The organism is Bacillus sp. A1, from assembly GCF_042296235.1.
Taxonomy (GTDB): Bacteria; Bacillota; Bacilli; order Bacillales; family Bacillaceae; genus Bacillus; species Bacillus velezensis.
Genome location: NZ_CP141181.1, coordinates 3,290,131 through 3,306,711, shown reverse-complemented (window position 1 = coordinate 3,306,711; position 16,581 = coordinate 3,290,131). Strand labels below are relative to the sequence as shown.

General features: G+C 48.2%; 21 protein-coding genes and 1 other RNA gene. 18 read left to right on the top strand and 4 right to left on the bottom strand.

Annotation, left to right across the window (positions count from 1 at the left end; all coding sequences use genetic code 11):
- The first annotated feature begins 92 nt into the window (after positions 1-92).
- From U2H13_RS16340 to U2H13_RS16320, 5 genes are read left to right on the top strand one after another with little or no spacing between them, the layout of a single operon-like run.
- The gene (locus tag U2H13_RS16340; protein ID WP_022553802.1) at positions 93-806 is read left to right on the top strand and encodes a lantibiotic protection ABC transporter ATP-binding protein; all 714 of its coding nucleotides are present in this window, start codon (positions 93-95) and stop codon (positions 804-806) included.
- Positions 803-1,537, top strand: a complete 735-nt coding sequence (locus U2H13_RS16335) for a lantibiotic immunity ABC transporter MutE/EpiE family permease subunit (RefSeq protein ID WP_022553801.1) — start codon at positions 803-805, stop codon at positions 1,535-1,537. Before U2H13_RS16340 ends, U2H13_RS16335 begins: the two co-directional genes overlap by 4 nt.
- The gene (locus U2H13_RS16330; RefSeq protein WP_022553800.1) at positions 1,534-2,307 is read left to right on the top strand and encodes a lantibiotic immunity ABC transporter MutG family permease subunit; all 774 of its coding nucleotides are present in this window, start codon (positions 1,534-1,536) and stop codon (positions 2,305-2,307) included. Before U2H13_RS16335 ends, U2H13_RS16330 begins: the two co-directional genes overlap by 4 nt.
- 21 nt (positions 2,308-2,328) lie before the next feature.
- Positions 2,329-2,991 carry a response regulator transcription factor gene (locus U2H13_RS16325; protein ID WP_280144632.1) on the top strand — a complete coding sequence of 221 codons (663 nt, stop codon included), beginning with the start codon at positions 2,329-2,331 and terminating at the stop codon, positions 2,989-2,991.
- On the top strand, positions 2,982-4,385 hold the full coding sequence (locus U2H13_RS16320) for a HAMP domain-containing sensor histidine kinase (protein ID WP_014418896.1): 1,404 nt from the start codon (positions 2,982-2,984) through the stop codon (positions 4,383-4,385). Before U2H13_RS16325 ends, U2H13_RS16320 begins: the two co-directional genes overlap by 10 nt.
- Before the next feature lie 97 nt (positions 4,386-4,482).
- On the opposite strand, the gene U2H13_RS16315 is transcribed toward U2H13_RS16320, so the two are convergent.
- From U2H13_RS16315 to U2H13_RS16305, 3 genes are all read right to left on the bottom strand, one after another.
- A complete protein-coding gene (locus tag U2H13_RS16315; protein WP_007613812.1) occupies positions 4,483-4,800 on the bottom strand; it encodes a winged helix-turn-helix transcriptional regulator in 318 nt (105 codons plus the stop codon).
- 80 nt (positions 4,801-4,880) lie between these two features.
- Positions 4,881-5,312 carry a helix-turn-helix domain-containing protein gene (locus U2H13_RS16310; RefSeq protein ID WP_003151674.1) on the bottom strand — a complete coding sequence of 144 codons (432 nt, stop codon included), beginning with the start codon at positions 5,310-5,312 and terminating at the stop codon, positions 4,881-4,883.
- A gap of 24 nt (positions 5,313-5,336) precedes the next feature.
- The gene (locus tag U2H13_RS16305) at positions 5,337-5,747 is read right to left on the bottom strand and encodes a helix-turn-helix domain-containing protein (RefSeq protein ID WP_014418895.1); all 411 of its coding nucleotides are present in this window, start codon (positions 5,745-5,747) and stop codon (positions 5,337-5,339) included.
- Between the two features lie 195 nt (positions 5,748-5,942).
- On the opposite strand from U2H13_RS16305, the gene U2H13_RS16300 reads away from it, so the two are divergent.
- From U2H13_RS16300 to U2H13_RS16260, 9 genes are all read left to right on the top strand, one after another.
- Positions 5,943-6,128, top strand: coding sequence for a helix-turn-helix transcriptional regulator (locus U2H13_RS16300; RefSeq protein ID WP_087920807.1), 186 nt, complete (start codon positions 5,943-5,945; stop codon positions 6,126-6,128).
- Positions 6,129-6,251: 123 nt separating this feature from the next.
- Positions 6,252-6,482, top strand: coding sequence for a preprotein translocase subunit SecG (gene secG / locus U2H13_RS16295; RefSeq protein ID WP_003151681.1), 231 nt, complete (start codon positions 6,252-6,254; stop codon positions 6,480-6,482).
- A 118-nt stretch (positions 6,483-6,600) separates the two neighbouring features.
- Positions 6,601-7,341, top strand: a complete 741-nt coding sequence (locus tag U2H13_RS16290) for a carboxylesterase (RefSeq protein WP_007409986.1) — start codon at positions 6,601-6,603, stop codon at positions 7,339-7,341.
- 18 nt (positions 7,342-7,359) lie between these two features.
- Positions 7,360-9,693, top strand: a complete 2,334-nt coding sequence (rnr, locus tag U2H13_RS16285; protein WP_095270623.1) for a ribonuclease R — start codon at positions 7,360-7,362, stop codon at positions 9,691-9,693.
- Positions 9,694-9,832: 139 nt separating this feature from the next.
- Positions 9,833-10,303, top strand: coding sequence for an SsrA-binding protein (smpB, locus tag U2H13_RS16280; RefSeq protein WP_003151688.1), 471 nt, complete (start codon positions 9,833-9,835; stop codon positions 10,301-10,303).
- Positions 10,304-10,471: 168 nt separating this feature from the next.
- Positions 10,472-10,834, top strand: a transfer-messenger RNA (tmRNA) gene (ssrA, locus tag U2H13_RS16275).
- A 74-nt stretch (positions 10,835-10,908) separates the two neighbouring features.
- Positions 10,909-11,214, top strand: coding sequence for a barstar family protein (locus tag U2H13_RS16270; RefSeq protein ID WP_014418893.1), 306 nt, complete (start codon positions 10,909-10,911; stop codon positions 11,212-11,214).
- Between the two features lie 137 nt (positions 11,215-11,351).
- A complete protein-coding gene (locus U2H13_RS16265; protein ID WP_014418892.1) occupies positions 11,352-11,657 on the top strand; it encodes a barstar family protein in 306 nt (101 codons plus the stop codon).
- 114 nt (positions 11,658-11,771) lie between these two features.
- A complete protein-coding gene (locus U2H13_RS16260; protein WP_014721805.1) occupies positions 11,772-12,566 on the top strand; it encodes an SDR family NAD(P)-dependent oxidoreductase in 795 nt (264 codons plus the stop codon).
- A gap of 38 nt (positions 12,567-12,604) precedes the next feature.
- Here the strand turns inward: U2H13_RS16260 and U2H13_RS16255 are convergent, their stop codons facing one another.
- Positions 12,605-13,495 (bottom strand): LysR family transcriptional regulator, encoded by an 891-nt coding sequence (locus U2H13_RS16255; RefSeq protein ID WP_017418907.1) that lies wholly within the window; start codon positions 13,493-13,495, stop codon positions 12,605-12,607.
- Between the two features lie 151 nt (positions 13,496-13,646).
- Between U2H13_RS16255 and U2H13_RS16250 the strand changes: the two genes are divergently transcribed.
- The 4 genes from U2H13_RS16250 to U2H13_RS16235 are packed head-to-tail and all read left to right on the top strand — an operon-like array spanning position 13,647 to position 16,578.
- Positions 13,647-14,186 (top strand): GNAT family N-acetyltransferase, encoded by a 540-nt coding sequence (locus U2H13_RS16250; protein ID WP_003151702.1) that lies wholly within the window; start codon positions 13,647-13,649, stop codon positions 14,184-14,186.
- On the top strand, positions 14,183-14,995 hold the full coding sequence (locus U2H13_RS16245; RefSeq protein WP_014418889.1) for an amino acid ABC transporter substrate-binding protein: 813 nt from the start codon (positions 14,183-14,185) through the stop codon (positions 14,993-14,995). The genes U2H13_RS16250 and U2H13_RS16245 overlap by 4 nt, the downstream gene beginning before the upstream one ends.
- Positions 14,996-15,020: 25 nt before the next feature.
- On the top strand, positions 15,021-15,833 hold the full coding sequence (locus tag U2H13_RS16240; RefSeq protein WP_014418888.1) for an amino acid ABC transporter substrate-binding protein: 813 nt from the start codon (positions 15,021-15,023) through the stop codon (positions 15,831-15,833).
- A 22-nt stretch (positions 15,834-15,855) separates the two neighbouring features.
- Positions 15,856-16,578: an amino acid ABC transporter permease gene (locus U2H13_RS16235; protein ID WP_376700537.1), complete on the top strand. Its 723-nt coding sequence runs from the start codon at positions 15,856-15,858 to the stop codon at positions 16,576-16,578.
- Positions 16,579-16,581 lie beyond the last annotated feature (3 nt).

The window sequence follows — 16,581 nt, the reverse complement described above, 5'->3', positions numbered from 1 at the left end:
GAGAAGGATGCTTTTTTTGATTTCTTGATTAAATTTTGATAACTGCGCTGTAAAGTCTTACTTATCAAATAACAAAGCAGAGGGGTAATCAAATGAGCAACATCATAGAAACGAGACAGCTGCAAAAATCATTCGGCAGACAACAGGCAGTGGCTGATGTGTCTCTATCAGTAAAACGCAACAGTATATACGGCCTGCTCGGTCCGAACGGCGCGGGAAAATCAACAACACTTAAAATATTGACCGGCATGCTGCAGCAAACATCCGGCGAGGTCCTGTTCGACGGACATACATGGAAGCGCGAAGACTTGAAAAGCATCGGTTCCCTGATTGAAGCGCCGCCGCTTTACAGCAACCTGACAGCCGCTGAAAATCTGAAAGTCCGCTGCGTGATGCTCGGACTGCCTGATTCAAGAATTGCGGAAGTGCTGGAAATCACGGGATTAACGGGAACCGGAAAAAAGCGCGCCGGACAATTTTCCATGGGAATGAAACAGCGTCTCGGCATTGCGTTAGCATTATTAAGCCGTCCGTCGCTCTTAATTCTTGATGAGCCGACAAACGGATTGGACCCGATGGGAATTCAGGATTTGCGGGAATTTATCCGCTCCCTCCCCGGACAGGGCATGACGGTTATTTTATCAAGCCATCTGTTATCAGAAGTCGAGCAGATCGCAGACCATATCGGGATCATCAGTGACGGCGTTTTAGGATATCAGGGAGAAATCAGCCGGGAAGATGATCTGGAGCAGTTGTTTCTGGAGGTAGTCAAATCAACACGGGAGAAAGCGGGGACAGGAAAATGATTCAGTACATGCAGGCGGAACATCTTACATCTAAAAGAACATTTATCAGAAAGCTCATCATTCTGATTCCGCTTCTGAACACGGCTTTTTCTTTTCTGCTGAATACGGCTTATTTTATGACGGGCACGTTCAATTGGTGGGCGGTTATTTTCATGCCGCTCATGATTGCTCTAATGTGCGGTTTATCTGTTAAAAAAGAGAAAAAATCTGCGAATGACCGCGCGGTGTACTCATTGCCGGCAGATTTAAAAAGCATATGGCTCTCAAAAATAAGCTTGATCGCGCTGTATTCACTCCTGTCGCAAATCGTTTTTTTCATCATCATGTTTTTACTTGGCCTTGTATTTCCGGGAATTGCTGCGCTGCAGCTGAAAGGCGTTGAAGCAGGCTCCCTTTTATGGCTGACGACGCTTTGGGAAATTCCGTTCTGCTTATGGATTGCCAGACAGTTCGGATTTACGGCAGTCATTCTCGTGAATATGATCGCCGCTTTTGTTTTGGGTATTGTGCCGGCGTCCGGTTCATTGTGGTGGCTGAGCCCATGGAGCTGGTCAGTCCGGGTGATGTCACCGATTCTTGGGATCCATCCGAACGGAATTCCGCTTCCCGCAGACAGCGGCTTATTAAACGGAAACGTGATCATTCCGGCTATTATTCTTTCTATTCTTTCTTTTATCGCGATAAGTTTTGTTTCCGCAGTGTCTTTTTCAAAAGGGGGAAACCGGTCATGACCGTGCTTTTACGATATATGTGGGCCGATGTATTAAAAATGAAGCGCACGCCGCTCATATGGATGCATGTTGCGGCGCCGGCCGTATGCGCGGGATTTTTCCTGTTATATATGATGTATGGAAGGATTCAGGAGCCTTATGTGCTGTACAGCGTCTTCTTCAGCGCGATTGCCGTTTTATACCCTTTCATCATCAGTATTGTCTGCGGCATGTCTGCCTCCGTCGAGGAACAGGCGGGCCATTTTCAGATGATGCTGGCGGTTCCGTATTCGAAAATCGTCAGTTTTGCGGGCAAGCTGCTTCTATTGCTGCTGTTGAATGTGTTATCGATAGGTCTTGTCATCTGTCTTTATTTGGCGGGGATGAAATTTGTTCTTCACATCAATGATCTCCCCTATCTTACGTTTTTAAAAGGAGGGGCGTGGCTGATTGCCGGCAGTATTCCGCTTTATATGATGTCTTTTTTTGTCGGCGTAAAGTACGGCATGGGACCGTCCGGACTTTTAGGGGGTGCGGGATTATTAATGGCGGCGCTCATGAATACGGGACTTGGCGATATCATCTGGCGTTTTTTCCCGTGGGGATGGAGCGTGCGGCTTTCAGGCCTTGCAGGACTGCTGCATTTTGACAAAGTCAAAAAAGAGTTCCTCCCTTATGTAAGATACGATATGAGATTCGGAGAAATAATGTTATATTTTTCTATAGTGATATTATGTCTGGCCGGCCTCTTTTGGTGCAGAAGATGGGAAGGGCGGCGTTCATATGAATAAAGGCAAGGAGCGATTCAGCCGGTGGCATACATTTTAGCAATTGATGATGAAAAAGATATTCTCGTTCTGATCAGAAACATTTTACAGCGTGATCAGCATACAGTAACGATTCTGGAAAAAGCGGAGGATCAGTCATTGGATTTTTTTCAAGGCTATGATTTGATTCTTCTCGATGTCATGATGCCCGGAACGGACGGGATTGAACTCTGCCGGCGGATTCGGCCGCTGGTGGACAGCCCGATCCTGTTTTTAACGGCAAAGTCTGACGAAGAATCCATTGTGAAAGGCCTCATGACAGGCGCTGATGATTACATCACAAAGCCGTTCGGCGTACAGGAATTGATGGCAAGGGTAAACGCGCATGTCAGAAGGGAACGGCGTGAGAAGCATCAGACGAAACGGCTGATATCAGGCTTCATGTTTGATTTTGACAATAAAGAAGTGTGGATGGATGACCGGAAACTGCCTCTTACGAAAAACGAATATAAAATCGTTGAATTTCTGGCACAGCATAAAAACAGAACATTCTCACGGGAGCAGATTTACGAGGAAGTGTACGGCTTGGACGGCGATGCGCTCTATTCAACCATTACGGAGTTTATCAGAACCATCCGGAAAAAATGTAAAGAACACGGGGCTGATCCGATCAAAACGGTGTGGGGTGTCGGATACAAATGGGAATAGCAAAAGGAAAATCCAGCATCCGCAAAGAGCTTGTCAAATTTACCATCACGCTGTGTCTGAGCACGATGGGGGTGGCGGCATTATGTGTCGCCTTAAATGCCATTGCCATGAATGCCGGAGCGATCCTGCCCGCAAACTACAGCGAGCATGAGGCGGAACAGATCAAACCCCGCCTGAAATCAGCGGAAAAGATAACAGAAGATATGATCCCCGCAGGTATGACATACGCCGTTTTTGATAAAAAAACAAAGCGGATGACGAAAGGAACGATGACGGAACAAGATGCGGCCAACGCCAGAAAAAAGATTCAGCATCAGCCGTATTTTAATTATGCTCAAAAAGGATTCATGGTGATAAATCGGAAAGATGAATACGGCGTTCTCCAATATTCACTCAGGTCGGAATTTCAGTCGCCGCTGTTAAGGCGCTATCTGCCGAATTATGAATGGACGGGTCTTACGATTCTGATCACTTTGCTTCTTTTGACCGTTTTTATCGTGACGACGCGTTTCGCCAATCAGCTGAGACGGCATTTCAGCACACTCAGCTCCATTACGGCAAGCATTCAAAAACAGAATTTAAATATCAATCCAAAAAGGTCGCGTATAAAAGAATTTGACGATGTCATTGACTCTCTGCTGAAAATGAAAGACGCGCTTCAAGCATCTCTGGCGGCGCAGTGGGAGGCGGAGCGGATAAAGAAAGAACAGATCGGCGCGCTTGCGCATGATATTAAAATTCCGGCAACGATCATTAAAGGAAATGCCGAGCTGCTTCAGTTAACAGAGCCTGATGAGGAGCAGGCGGAATATGCGCAGTATATTCTGGATGCCGGAAACAAAATCGAGCATTATGTCGGACAGCTGATCCAGCTTTCCAAAGCGGAGGAGGCAGTTGCCGTTCATGTGGAATATACTGACCTCAAAGAGTGGATTCAAAACATATATCGTGACGCGGCGGCGCTTGCGGGGCCGAAGCAGATTGATCTCGTCCTCAGCGAACGGGGAAGTGACCGAAAAGAAGCGCCGATCGATCATGAGCTGCTCCACAGGGCGGTCATGAATATCGCGGCAAATGCCGTCGACTATACGCCGGAAGGAGGAGAAATCCGTGTGGACGTCCTGTGCACCGATTCCGCCCTCCATCTTGCCGTATCCGACAGCGGAAGCGGGTTCTCGCCGGAAGCGCTGAAAAGAGCGACACAGCTTTTTTACACGGAGGATAAAAGCAGACATTCGGCGGGGCATCACGGCATGGGGCTTACATTCGCCCATCATGTCGTACATCTTCACCACGGCGAATTAATACTTGAAAATCAGGAGTCTGGAGGAGCCCGGGCGGAGATTCGAATTCCGCTGGAAGGCGTCAGACAAAAACAAGCCCTGCACGTATGAGGGCTTGTTTTTTCTGTTTCCATGTTTCTTTGAGAAAGGCAAAAATAAAAACGGCTGCCCGTTTGAGAGATCAGCCGCTTATGCGGAAAAGAGTTTATCAGGAAGGATCAATCCATTGTGAAGACCACTTGGAAATTTCCTCTAAAATAGGGGCTAATGCGCAGCCTTTTTCCGTTAATGAATACTCAATGCGGACAGGCGTTTCGGGGATAACATCCCGTTTGATGACACCTTCTGTTTCAAGTTCTTTCAGACGTTCTGACAAGACTCTTCCGCTTAAATTCGGAAGCGCCGCTTCAATTTCGCTAAATCGCTGCTGTCCGTTCAATAACTGAAAGACGATTAGAGCCACCCAGCGTTTACTTAGGATGTCGACCGCTTTTTCGAATCTGGGGCACATTTCTGATTGGTTCATGCTTTTTCACCTCGTCTTCTGCTATTATACCGCAAAATCGGAGGGAACGTATGTCTGGCGCTCGTTAAGTTGGGAGGGAATCAAAAAGAGGATGAGGAATCCGGGGAGCGCTTTTTCGCTTCAGCCGCGATAAAATCAAAGTATTTGCTGACGCTTTCAATATCTTCTTTTGTGAAGTGCTGCCACTTTTTGCTGTCAAACAGCGGCAGATGCTCCGCGCCTCTGTCAACGGCGGTCTGATAGATGGCGCAGATGGATTGATAGCTTTCGGATGTTTCGCGGATTTCCTCCTGAAATGCCTTGATGTGTCCGGCCCGCGCCATTAACTCCTCGTACGGAATTTTTAATGTATCCGCCAATTTTCTGATGGTCGCCGGTTTAGGAATGCCGCGGTGCCCGTTTTCAATTCTGGAAATGGTCGCCGAGCTGACGCCGGAATAGACGGCAAGCTGATTGACGGTAAGCTTCCGGGCGCGGCGCAGCTCTCTTAATTGCTTTCCGAATGTGTTCAATAAGATCGCCTCACATGTGCAAAGTCATGAGTCTTCATTTGTTCTTTTTTTGGCTTCCGCCGCTAAGAACGCAAAGTATTTATCAAGCAGAACCAAGTCTTCTTTCGACAGGTGCCGCCAGTTCTCCCGCTCCAATAGGGATAAATCATGCAGCTCATACGTTTCGGCTTTTTCCAGCAAGGTGCAGCCCGTGTCGTACGGGGCTCTCGTTTCCTGGACGGTCTCTATGTATCCCGCCGTCTGCATCAGTTCCTCATACGGGATTTTTAACGCATCTGCGAGCTTTTTAATGGTTGCAGGTTTCGGCACCCCGCGTTTGCCGTTTTCAATCCGCGAGATTCCCGCGGCGCTGACGCCTGAATACGTTGCCAGCTGGTTCACTGTCAGATGCCTTTTTTCCCGCAATGTCCGCAATTGTTTCCCGAAGCTTTCCACAGTCTCTCCCCCTCCCGCGGTCTATTTATATTCTAGTATGTTTATTGACTAAAGGGAATAGCCAGGCTGGAAAAGTATTGACAAAAGTTAACAAAAGCCGTATCTTATGTATAAGAAAGAAAGTATTTGACAGAACGGAAGGTGAAGAAAGTGGTCGAAAAGATACAGATCAGAAGAGATTATGTGCTGCAGTATATGGTCAATAATGACTACTCGTTAAACCAGCTCGCCCTGGAGATCGGAATATCTCCCGCCACACTGAGCCGTGTACTGAATGGAGAGCGGAGGCCGGGACAGCTGGTCATCGGAAAAATGCTCTATTACTTTGACATGAAATTTGAAGATCTTTTTTACTACGACTTTGTTGACAAAAGTCAATGATGATGGAAGATTCAAACGCATTTCCGTTTTTCTGACATGATGTGCACCGATACGGCGTGACATGCCTTTGTTTTTCATGTAAAATAGAAGCAATGTAGGCCAGTCAGTCTGGAGGTGTATGGGATGCACACATTATTGATTACCTTATTGGTTATCGTCAGTATTGCACTTATTATTGTCGTATTGCTTCAAACCAGCAAAAGCGCCGGTTTATCGGGTGCAATTTCAGGCGGGGCGGAGCAGCTTTTCGGAAAACAGAAAGCAAGGGGCCTTGATCTGATTCTTCACCGCACAACCGTTGTGCTGGCAGTCTTGTTTTTCGTGTTGACGATTTCGCTGGCGTATATCGTATAAGGCAATGTTTGTATAAGGTCTGATTTAATATCAGGCCTTTTTCTTGTTGAGAGACGGCGTTTGTTTCTCGCAAAACTGTGGAAAACTAAATTGAATGTGCAAAAAAGGGGTTATGAGCATGAAAATTGTGACACCAAAACCATTTACATTTAAAGGCGGAGACAAAGCGGTGCTTCTGCTGCACGGATTTACGGGAAATACGGCAGACGTCAGAATGCTCGGCCGCTACTTGAATGAGCGCGGCTACACTTGTCACGCGCCTCAATATAAAGGGCACGGCGTTCCGCCGGAAGAGCTGGTACATACGGGGCCTGAAGATTGGTGGAAAGACGTCATGGACGGTTATGAATATTTACGGTCTGAAGGCTATGAAAACATTGCGGCCTGCGGACTGTCGCTTGGCGGGGTTTTTTCATTGAAATTGGGTTACACTGTACCCATAAAGGGAATTGTTCCTATGTGTGCGCCGATGCACATTAAAAGTGAAGAGGTTATGTACGAAGGAGTTCTTTCCTACGCGCGCAATTATAAAAAATTCGAAGGAAAACAGCCGGAGCAGATTGAAAAGGAAATGAAGGAGTTTGAAAAAACACCGATGAATACGCTCAAATCGCTTCAAGAGCTGATTGCCGATGTGCGCAAAAACGTCGACATGATCTATTCCCCGACATTTGTGGTTCAGGCACGGCATGACCATATGATCAATACAGAAAGTGCGAACATCATTTACAACGAGGTGGAAACGGACGACAAACAGCTGAAATGGTATGAAGAATCAGGCCATGTCATCACGCTCGATAAAGAACGGGACCTCGTTCATCAGGATGTGTACGAATTTTTAGAGAAACTCGATTGGTAACAAACAGGAGGTCGAATAATGGAAAAAGAAGCGTTTATGGACCGTCTTCTCGCGTTTATGAAGGAAGAGGCGTACAAGCCCCTTACCGTTCAGGAACTCGAGGAGATGCTGAACATCACGGAAGCAGATGAATTTAAAGAGCTGGTAAAAGCGCTGGTGGCGCTCGAGGAGACGGGACAGATCGTCCGCACCAGAAGCAACCGCTACGGGCTTCCGGAAAAAATGAATTTAGTAAAAGGAAAAATTTCCGCGCATGCAAAGGGATTCGCGTTTCTATTGCCGGAGGATACCTCTTTAAGCGATGTGTTTATTCCGCCGAATGAGCTGAATACGGCCATGAACGGCGATATCGTCATGGTGCGGCTCAATTCCCAGTCAAGCGGATCGAGACAGGAAGGCACGGTCATCCGCATCCTGGAAAGAAGCATCGACCGCGTCGTGGGCACATACACAGAAACGAAAAGCTTCGGCTTTGTCATCCCGGATGATAAGAAAATCACGAGTGATATTTTTATTCCGAAACATGCCAATAACGGCGCTGCGGAAGGCCATAAAGTCGTCGTCAAACTGACAAGCTACCCTGAAGGCAGAATGAACGCCGAAGGAGAAATCGTTGAAATACTCGGCCATAAAAATGATCCGGGCATCGATATTTTATCAATTATCCATAAGCACGGCCTGCCGGGGGACTTTCCGGCTGAAGCGATGGAGCAGGCAACAAGCACGCCGGATACCATCGATGAAAAAGACATCAAAAACCGCCGTGATCTCCGCGATCAGGTCATTGTCACCATTGACGGCGCGGATGCGAAGGATCTGGATGACGCCGTCACCGTGACAAAGCTTGATAACGGCAGCTACAAGCTCGGCGTTCATATTGCCGACGTCAGCCATTACGTCACGGAGAATTCCCCGATTGACAAAGAAGCGCTGGAAAGAGGGACAAGCGTGTACTTGGTTGACCGGGTCATTCCGATGATTCCGCACAGACTGTCTAACGGAATCTGTTCTTTAAATCCGAAGGTCGACCGGCTGACGCTTTCCTGCGAAATGACAATCAACCAGCAGGGACAGGTAACAGAGCACGAGATCTTCCAAAGCGTCATCAAAACGACGGAAAGAATGACCTATTCAGATGTCAACCGGATCCTCACAGAAGACGACGCCGAGCTGAAAGAAAGATATGAGCCGCTCGTCCCGATGTTTAAAGACATGGAACGTCTGGCGGAAATTCTCCGGGCGAAACGGATGGACCGCGGCGCCGTGGATTTTGATTTCAAAGAGGCGAAGGTGCTCGTCGATAAGGAAGGCGCCGTAAAAGACGTCGTCATCAGAGAGCGCTCAGTAGCGGAAAAGCTGATCGAAGAATTCATGCTTGTCGCAAACGAAACGGTGGCCGAGCACTTCCATTGGATGAACGTGCCGTTTATTTACCGGATCCACGAAGAGCCGAACGCCGAAAAACTGCAAAAGTTTCTGGAGTTCGTCACGACATTCGGTTATATCGTCAAAGGGAAAGCCGGAGACATTCACCCGCGCGCGCTGCAAAGCATTCTTGATGAAGTACGGGACCGTCCGGAAGAAACGGTGATTTCAACCGTCATGCTCCGTTCCATGAAGCAGGCGAAATACGACCCGCAAAGCCTGGGCCATTTCGGGCTGGCGACTGAATTTTATACGCACTTCACATCGCCGATCCGCCGTTATCCTGACTTAATCGTTCACAGGCTGATCAGAACGTATTTGATCAACGGACAATCGGACGAAGCGACTCAAGAAAAGTGGGCCGAACGCCTTCCGGAAATCGCTGATCATACGTCAACGATGGAACGTCGTGCCGTTGATGCAGAGCGGGAAACTGACGATCTGAAAAAAGCGGAATATATGCTTGATAAAATCGGCGAGGAATTTGACGGCATGATCAGTTCCGTCACGAATTTCGGAATGTTTGTCGAGCTGCCGAATACGATTGAAGGGCTTGTGCACGTCAGCTTTATGACGGATGATTATTACCGTTTTGACGAGCAGCATTTCGCCATGATCGGCGAACGCACGGGCAACGTTTACCGCATCGGAGACGAAATCACGGTCAAAGTCGTCGACGTCAATAAAGATGAGAGAAACATCGACTTTGAAATTGTCGGCATGAAAGGCACCCGCCGTCCGAGAGAAACGACAGGCGACCGCAGAAAACGCGGCAGACCGGCGCGGAAACGCGTGTTAAACAGCAATACCCCGGCTTCACCGCCGAAATCGGAGGAAAAAGGGGAATGGTTTACAAAACCGAAGAAGAAAAAGAAAAAACGCGGTTTCCAAAACGCGCCGAAACAAAAACGCAAAAAGAAGAAGTAAATGCGAAAAGCAAATGGGGCAAAATGCTCTGTTTGCTTTCTTTCGCAAGCCGCATTTTCATTGTCGCGGAACGCTCCATTTGCTAAAATAAAGCGTATCGCACACATGAACGGTTTTTGCGGAGAGAGGAGGATAAGGCATGCCAAAAGGATCAGGCAAAGTATTATCGCAAAACAAAAAAGCAAACCATGATTACTTTATAGAAGAAACCTATGAAACAGGCATCGTGCTGCAGGGAACGGAGATTAAGTCCATCCGCGCCGGCCGCGTAAACATGAAGGATTCCTTTGCGAAAATCGAGCGCGGCGAAGTGTTCCTCCACAACATGCACATCAGCCCGTACGAGCAGGGAAACCGCTATAACCACGACCCGCTCCGGACGAGAAAGCTTTTGATGCACCGGAAAGAAATCAATAAGCTGATCGGCCTGACGAAAGAGAAAGGCTATTCCCTCGTGCCGCTGAAGCTGTATTTGAAAAACGGCTTCGCCAAAGTGTTAATCGGCCTCGGAAAAGGGAAGAAAACATACGATAAACGCGAAGATTTAAAACGAAAAGACGCCAAAAGAGAAATCGAAAGAGCGTTCAGAGACAGACAAAAAGGCTTCTGATGCATGAGCCTTGATGTGATGATATGCCCTGTGCTATACTGTTCACACATCAGATTCACAGGCTGTTTATTGAAGACATTCCCAATTGAATTTGCCTGTGATCATGGTATAATAACAGTACAGCCAGTTGAGCAAGAGCTTGATAGATCTCCCGTATACCCTTAACAAGGGGACGTTACGGATTCGACAGGGATGGATCGAGCTTGAGCTGCGAGCCGAGAGGCGATCTCGTTAACACGCACCTAAATATAACTGGCAAAACTAAAAGTTTTAACCAAAACTTAGCACTAGCTGCCTAATAAACGCAGCGAGCTCTTCCTGACATTGCCTATGTGTCCGTGAAGAGCACATCCAAGTAGGCTACGCTTACGTTCCCGTCTGAGAACGTAAGAAGAGACTGACAGACTAGCTCTCGGAAGGCCCGCCCGCAGGCACGAAGACGAGTGAAACACGAAATATGCAGGCTACGCTCGTAGACGCTTAAGTAATCGATGTTTCTGGACGTGGGTTCGACTCCCACCGTCTCCATACATAACAGAGGAACCGCAGTGCCGTCACATGACGCACTGCGGTTTTTTCATGCCGAAATCAAGGAGTGAAAGTGAATGGAAATCGTCATCATAGACGAAAAAGATGTTACAAGCACAGAAGCATTACACCGAATCTTAAAAGATCAATTAGATTTCCCGGACTATTATGGTGAAAATCTGAATGCCTTATGGGATTGTCTGACAGGCTGGATAGAATATCCGCTGACTTTGGTGTGGAAGAATTTTGAGGCCAGTCAAAAGGCATTGGGTTCGGATGCTGATGATGTATTAAGGATATTAAAAAAGGCTCAGGCAGAATTAGATGGTGAATTTTTCATTCAAATCGATCAGCCGTCAGCCGGGACAACGGACAGGCACTAAAAAGTGCGTACTTCCTCTCATCTATTTTTCTATCCGATAATAGGGACGGACTTCTTTATTCTAATGATGGGTTAATCTATAAAACAACAGACCATTATAAAACATTTCATAAAATAAAATAGTGGAAGGTGTTATTGATGTTAAAAGTCATCATAGACGGAAAAGATGTTACAAGCACAGAAGCATTACACCGAATCTTAAAAGATCAATTAGATTTCCCGGACTATTATGGTGAAAATCTGAATGCCTTATGGGATTGTCTGACAGGCTGGATCGAACTTCCGCTGACTTTGGTGTGGAAGAACTTTGAGGCCAGTCAAAAGGCATTGGGTTCGGATGCGGACGATGTCTTGGAGCTGCTTCAAGAGGCTCAGGAAGAGTTAGGGAATCGATTTGTCATTCAAATCGATCAGCCGTCAGCCGGGACAACGGACAGGCACTAAAAAGTGCGTACTTCCCCTCATCTATTTTTCTATCCGATAATAGGGACGGAAGGTTTCAGGCTTTCGATTTCTGTCCATATATAAGAAGAGACTTGCGATAGGGAGGAATGGATGATGGATTTGCAGTTGAAAGGGAAGACGGCGCTTGTGACAGGATCTACGTCAGGCATCGGGAAGGCGATTGCGGCTTCGCTGATTGCAGAAGGTGCGGCCGTGATCATTAACGGCCGCCGTGAAGAAAAGGTGAACGAAACGATCCGGGAACTAGAGAAACAGACGCCGGATGCCCGTCTCTATCCGGCCGCATTTGATTTAGGCACGGCGGAAGGGTGCGGCGCGATTTTTCAGCAGTATCCGGATGTGGATATTCTCGTCAACAATTTAGGAATCTTTGAACCTGCGGAATACTTTGATATTCCTGACGAAGAGTGGCTCCGGTTTTTCGAGGTGAATATCATGAGCGGCGTGAGGCTGACACGCCGGTATGCAAAGCGGATGATTGAACGGAAGGAAGGGCGGGTGATTTTTATCGCGAGTGAAGCGGCCGTCATGCCTTCTCAGGAAATGGCCCATTACAGCGCTACGAAAACGACGCAGCTGTCGCTGTCACGCAGTCTGGCCGAGCTCACGGAAGGGACGAATGTGACGGTGAATACGGTCATGCCCGGCTCCACGAAAACAGAGGGCGTCGAAACAATGCTCGAGTCGCTTTATCCCGGTGAAAACCTGACCGCGGTGGAGGCGGAGAGACGATTTATGAAGGAAAATCGTCCGACGTCGATCATTCAGCGATTGATCCGTCCGGAAGAAATCGCCCACTTTGTCGCCTTTTTAAGCAGCCCGCTGTCGTCTGCCATTAACGGATCTGCATTGCGGATCGACGGCGGCTTGGTGCGGAGCATTATATAAGATGAACGTAAAAAAACCCCCGTAAAGCGGGGGTTTTTTTAATGCGGATCACGCTGAAACCGGCCGATGATCCTGCTGATTAAATCTTTTGTGGCGCAGTCAAAATGCTCTTCTTTTTGGTTTGTCAACAGCCCGACCGGTGGTGAAATTGTTAAGTTATTGATCGGAATGACCTTCGTGCCCTCGATCGGTTCTGAGTGCGCCGTCGCCGTAAAGATTGAGACGCCGATATTTTCCCTGACATAGTATTGATGAGCCATGCTGCTGGTCAGCTCCATTTTTCGATAGCGGCTCCCGATGGCACGCTGCAGGTGCTGTTCAATTTGAATCCGGATCGGGCAATTGGCGGGCGTGAAAATCAGGCATTCATTTTCTAAATCCTCGAGATTGACGCTTGCTTTGTCGGCAAGGGGATGTCTGTCTGACACGATGACATTGAGCGAGTCATGGAAAAACGGATCGAAATAATTTTCCAGAATCAGCTCCGGCTCGCCGCATACGGCAAAATCAATGGCGCCCTCCAGCAGTTTGCGGCTGCATGTATTGGCATCATCCACGCTGACATTGACCGACATGTCAGGATAATCATGTAAGAAACCCCGCAGTACGGCAGGGAAGATCAGGCTTGCCGTCGGTTCGGATATGCCGATCTGAATAAGGCCGGCCTGGCCCTGTCTGATGTCGGCCAAAGTATGGTCAAGCACCTCGTATTGCGCGAGAAGCTGCCCGGCCCGCTCATGAAACAGCCGCCCCGCCCTTGTCAGTTTCAGCTTCTTTCCCCGTTCAAACAGCTGCGCGCCTACATCCTGTTCCAGCTGTTTAATCCGCATTGAAATCGTCGGCTGTGAGTAGTTCAGAATTTCGGCGGCCTTATAAAAGCTGCCTGACTGTACGATGGTATGAAACGTTTTAATGGTGCGTAATTCCAACGAAATCCCCTCCCGGCTGTTCATTAATTTTCTTGAACCTTTCCTTTACTTTTTTTGATTAGTCAAATAAATCAGTTTGCTTTATAGTATAAACAATCAAAGCTTAGTAAACAAATTGGAATTATATATTTTTGCGGGGAGAGTGACTTGAATGAGTGAAGACATTTTTCGATTGGCTGAGAAAAAGGATGCGCCGGAGTTTTTAGAGCTGCTGTACAGCGCGTTTCAGCCGATCCGCAATTTGGAGATTGACTGGCCGTCGGCGCGGGCCGACATCGATATGGTAACAGAAAATATTGAAAATCATTCAGCCGTCGTGCTCGAACGGGACGGACGGCTTCTTTCAACAATTACGATCCGTTTTCCGTGGGAGAGTGACACGCCTCCGTCAAAATATCCGTTTGTCTGGTGGTTTGCGACGCTTCCTGAGCTGAAGGGGCAGGGCATCGGCAGCAAACTTTTGACTTATGTGGAAGAACACGTGCTGCGGGATACGCTGAAGGCCCCGGCCATCACGCTCGGCACTTCGGCGCGCAAGCATCCCTGGCTTGTAGATATGTACAGACGGAGGGGGTATGAAGTGTATTTTGAGCAGGAGAAAGACGGAGACATCGGAGTCATGATGAGAAAGGTGCTCATACCGGAGCGGTTTGACGCGTCGCTGTTAGGCACACCGAGCTGGGCGCAATGATAAAAAAACGGATCAGAGCCGGCTGTCTGCTTCTGCTGCTCGGCGTGCTGGCCGGGTGCGGGCAAGGAGAAAGCACAAAAGCGGGGAGCGGCGTGCAGACCGTCATTGTCGGCACGGGAACTGATTTTCCGAACATTGCTTTTATGGATGAAAAAGGCGAGCTGACCGGCTATGACATTGAAGTGATGAAAGCCATTGATAAACAGCTGCCGCAATACAAATTTGTCTTTAAGACGATGGATTTTTCGAATCTGCTCACAAGTCTCGGAAACAGGAAAATTGACGTGATCGCGCACAATATGGCGAAAAATAAGGAACGGGAGAAACGCTTTTTGTATCACAAGATCCCGTATAACTACTCGCCGATGTACATCACGGTGAAGGCGGATAATGACGCGATACACACGCTCCGGGATTTAAAAGGGAAAACCGTCATCGTCGGCGCGACGTCAAACGCGGCGGACTATATGACGGCATACAACAAAACCCACGGCAGCCCGATACATTTGAAATACGCCGGGCAGGGCAGCAATGATACAGCAAACCAAATTGAGACGGGACGCGCTGACGCCACCGTATCCACGCCGTTTGCCGTCGATTTTCAAAATAAGACGCACGCGTTCAAACAAAAAACGGTCGGTGATGTGCTGCTGGATACCGAGGTGTATTTTATGTTCAATAAAAACAGCCAAACCCTGGCGGACGATACGGATCGGGCGATTCAAAAGCTTGAGAAGGACGGCACATTGAAAAGGCTGAGTGAAAAATGGCTCGGCGCGGATTATTCAAAATCAAGTTTCACGAAATAACTGAAGCAGAAAACGGGGCGATCACATGAAAATAAGACTGGCGGTCATGTCATTAACAATTGCCGCAACGGCGGCGTTATCAGCCTGCGGCGCGGGCGGGGAGGCGGCATCAGGCAATCAGAAAAACGTGAAGAACATCACGGTCGGCACGGGAACTCAATTTCCGAATATTTGCTTTATTGATGATGAAGGCAAATTGACGGGCTACGACGTTGAGCTGGTGAAAGAGCTTGACAGGCGCCTGCCGGACTATCGTTTCACTTTTAAAACGATGGATTTCTCCAACCTGCTTGTCAGCCTCGGCCAGCATAAAGTCGATATCGTAGCCCATCAAATGGAGAAAAGCGCCGAACGGGAGAAAAAATTTCTGTTCAATCAAGTCGCGTATAACAACTTCCCGCTGAAAATCACGGTGCTTCAAGAAAACGGGAACATTCACGGCATTGATGACTTGAAAGGGAAGCGGGTCATTACGAGTCCGACGTCAAACGGCGCGCTTGTGCTGAAAAAATGGAATGAAAAACACGGCAGTCCGTTTGAAATCGCTTATGCCGGCCAAGGTTCAAACGATGCGGCCAATCAGCTGAAATCCGGCCGCGCCGATGCGACGATTTCTACGCCGTTTGCCGTCGATTTCCAAAACAAAACGAGCGCGATCAAAGAAAAAACAGTCGGCGGGGTGCTGTCAAATGCCAAAGTGTTCTTTATGTTTAACAAAAATGAACAAACGCTGAGCGATGACATTGATAAAGCCCTGCAGGAAATCATTGATGACGGCACGCTTAAAAAGCTGAGTGAAAAGTGGCTCGGCGCGGATTATTCAAAGGAGCAATATTAAGTGAAAAAGAGAGGGATCGGCAATGGAAAAAGCGTTTGATATCAGTATGATCGCGTCCTTTGTGCCGACATTGCTCGGGTATTTGCCCGTCACGCTGTATATATTGGCGGTGTCTTTGCTGTTCGGCTTTCTATTGGGGCTGCTTTTGGCGCTGCCCCGCATCTATCGCATTCCCGTTTTGAATCAGTTTGCGAAGCTGTATATCTCTTTTTTCAGAGGAACGCCTATCATGGTGCAGCTGTTCATTGTATTTTACGGCATTCCGGCGCTCACGGCGCTCGCCGGAATTGATACCTCCAAAATGGACTCTTTGTATGCGGCCATCGCCACGTATGCGCTGAGCAGCGCGGCAAGAGCGGCCGAAATCATCAGGGGAGGTGTGAACAGCGTCGACCGCGGGCAGGCGGAGGCGGCGTTCAGCATCGGGCTGAACGGGGGGCAGACATTCCGGCGCATCATTCTGCCGCAGGCGCTTGTGCAGGCCTTTCCCAACATCGGGAATATGGTGATCGGTTTCTTAAAAGATACATCACTCGCTTTTTCGATCGGGGTGATGGATATGTCGGGCAGAGGACAGACCTTGATTACATCGAGCAATCATTCTTTAGAAGTGTATATCTCGCTTTCTGTTCTGTATTATGCGGCCGCCCTTTTATTTGAATGTGTCTTCAGATGGGCCGAAAAACGAATCAAGAAAGATGAGACGCGCCTTGTGACGGTTTTTGACATGAGCGCGCACGGCTGAAAA

Bases quoted from the DNA above. Each gene is read 5' to 3' on its own strand.
- U2H13_RS16335 (WP_022553801.1), top strand. From the start codon at position 803: ATGATTCAGTACATGCAGGCGGAACATCTTACATCTAAAAGAACATTT.
- U2H13_RS16300 (WP_087920807.1), top strand. From the start codon at position 5,943: ATGGTCAATAATGACTACTCGTTAAACCAGCTCGCCCTGGAGATCGGA.
- U2H13_RS16250 (WP_003151702.1), top strand. From the start codon at position 13,647: ATGAGTGAAGACATTTTTCGATTGGCTGAGAAAAAGGATGCGCCGGAG.
- secG (WP_003151681.1), top strand. From the start codon at position 6,252: ATGCACACATTATTGATTACCTTATTGGTTATCGTCAGTATTGCACTT.
- U2H13_RS16315 (WP_007613812.1), bottom strand. From the start codon at position 4,800: ATGAACCAATCAGAAATGTGCCCCAGATTCGAAAAAGCGGTCGACATC.
- U2H13_RS16290 (WP_007409986.1), top strand. From the start codon at position 6,601: ATGAAAATTGTGACACCAAAACCATTTACATTTAAAGGCGGAGACAAA.
- U2H13_RS16340 (WP_022553802.1), top strand. From the start codon at position 93: ATGAGCAACATCATAGAAACGAGACAGCTGCAAAAATCATTCGGCAGA.
- U2H13_RS16265 (WP_014418892.1), top strand. From the start codon at position 11,352: ATGTTAAAAGTCATCATAGACGGAAAAGATGTTACAAGCACAGAAGCA.
- smpB (WP_003151688.1), top strand. From the start codon at position 9,833: ATGCCAAAAGGATCAGGCAAAGTATTATCGCAAAACAAAAAAGCAAAC.
- U2H13_RS16245 (WP_014418889.1), top strand. From the start codon at position 14,183: ATGATAAAAAAACGGATCAGAGCCGGCTGTCTGCTTCTGCTGCTCGGC.
- U2H13_RS16260 (WP_014721805.1), top strand. From the start codon at position 11,772: ATGGATTTGCAGTTGAAAGGGAAGACGGCGCTTGTGACAGGATCTACG.
- U2H13_RS16330 (WP_022553800.1), top strand. From the start codon at position 1,534: ATGACCGTGCTTTTACGATATATGTGGGCCGATGTATTAAAAATGAAG.
- rnr (WP_095270623.1), top strand. From the start codon at position 7,360: ATGGAAAAAGAAGCGTTTATGGACCGTCTTCTCGCGTTTATGAAGGAA.
- U2H13_RS16240 (WP_014418888.1), top strand. From the start codon at position 15,021: ATGAAAATAAGACTGGCGGTCATGTCATTAACAATTGCCGCAACGGCG.
- U2H13_RS16270 (WP_014418893.1), top strand. From the start codon at position 10,909: ATGGAAATCGTCATCATAGACGAAAAAGATGTTACAAGCACAGAAGCA.
- U2H13_RS16320 (WP_014418896.1), top strand. From the start codon at position 2,982: ATGGGAATAGCAAAAGGAAAATCCAGCATCCGCAAAGAGCTTGTCAAA.
- U2H13_RS16235 (WP_376700537.1), top strand. From the start codon at position 15,856: ATGGAAAAAGCGTTTGATATCAGTATGATCGCGTCCTTTGTGCCGACA.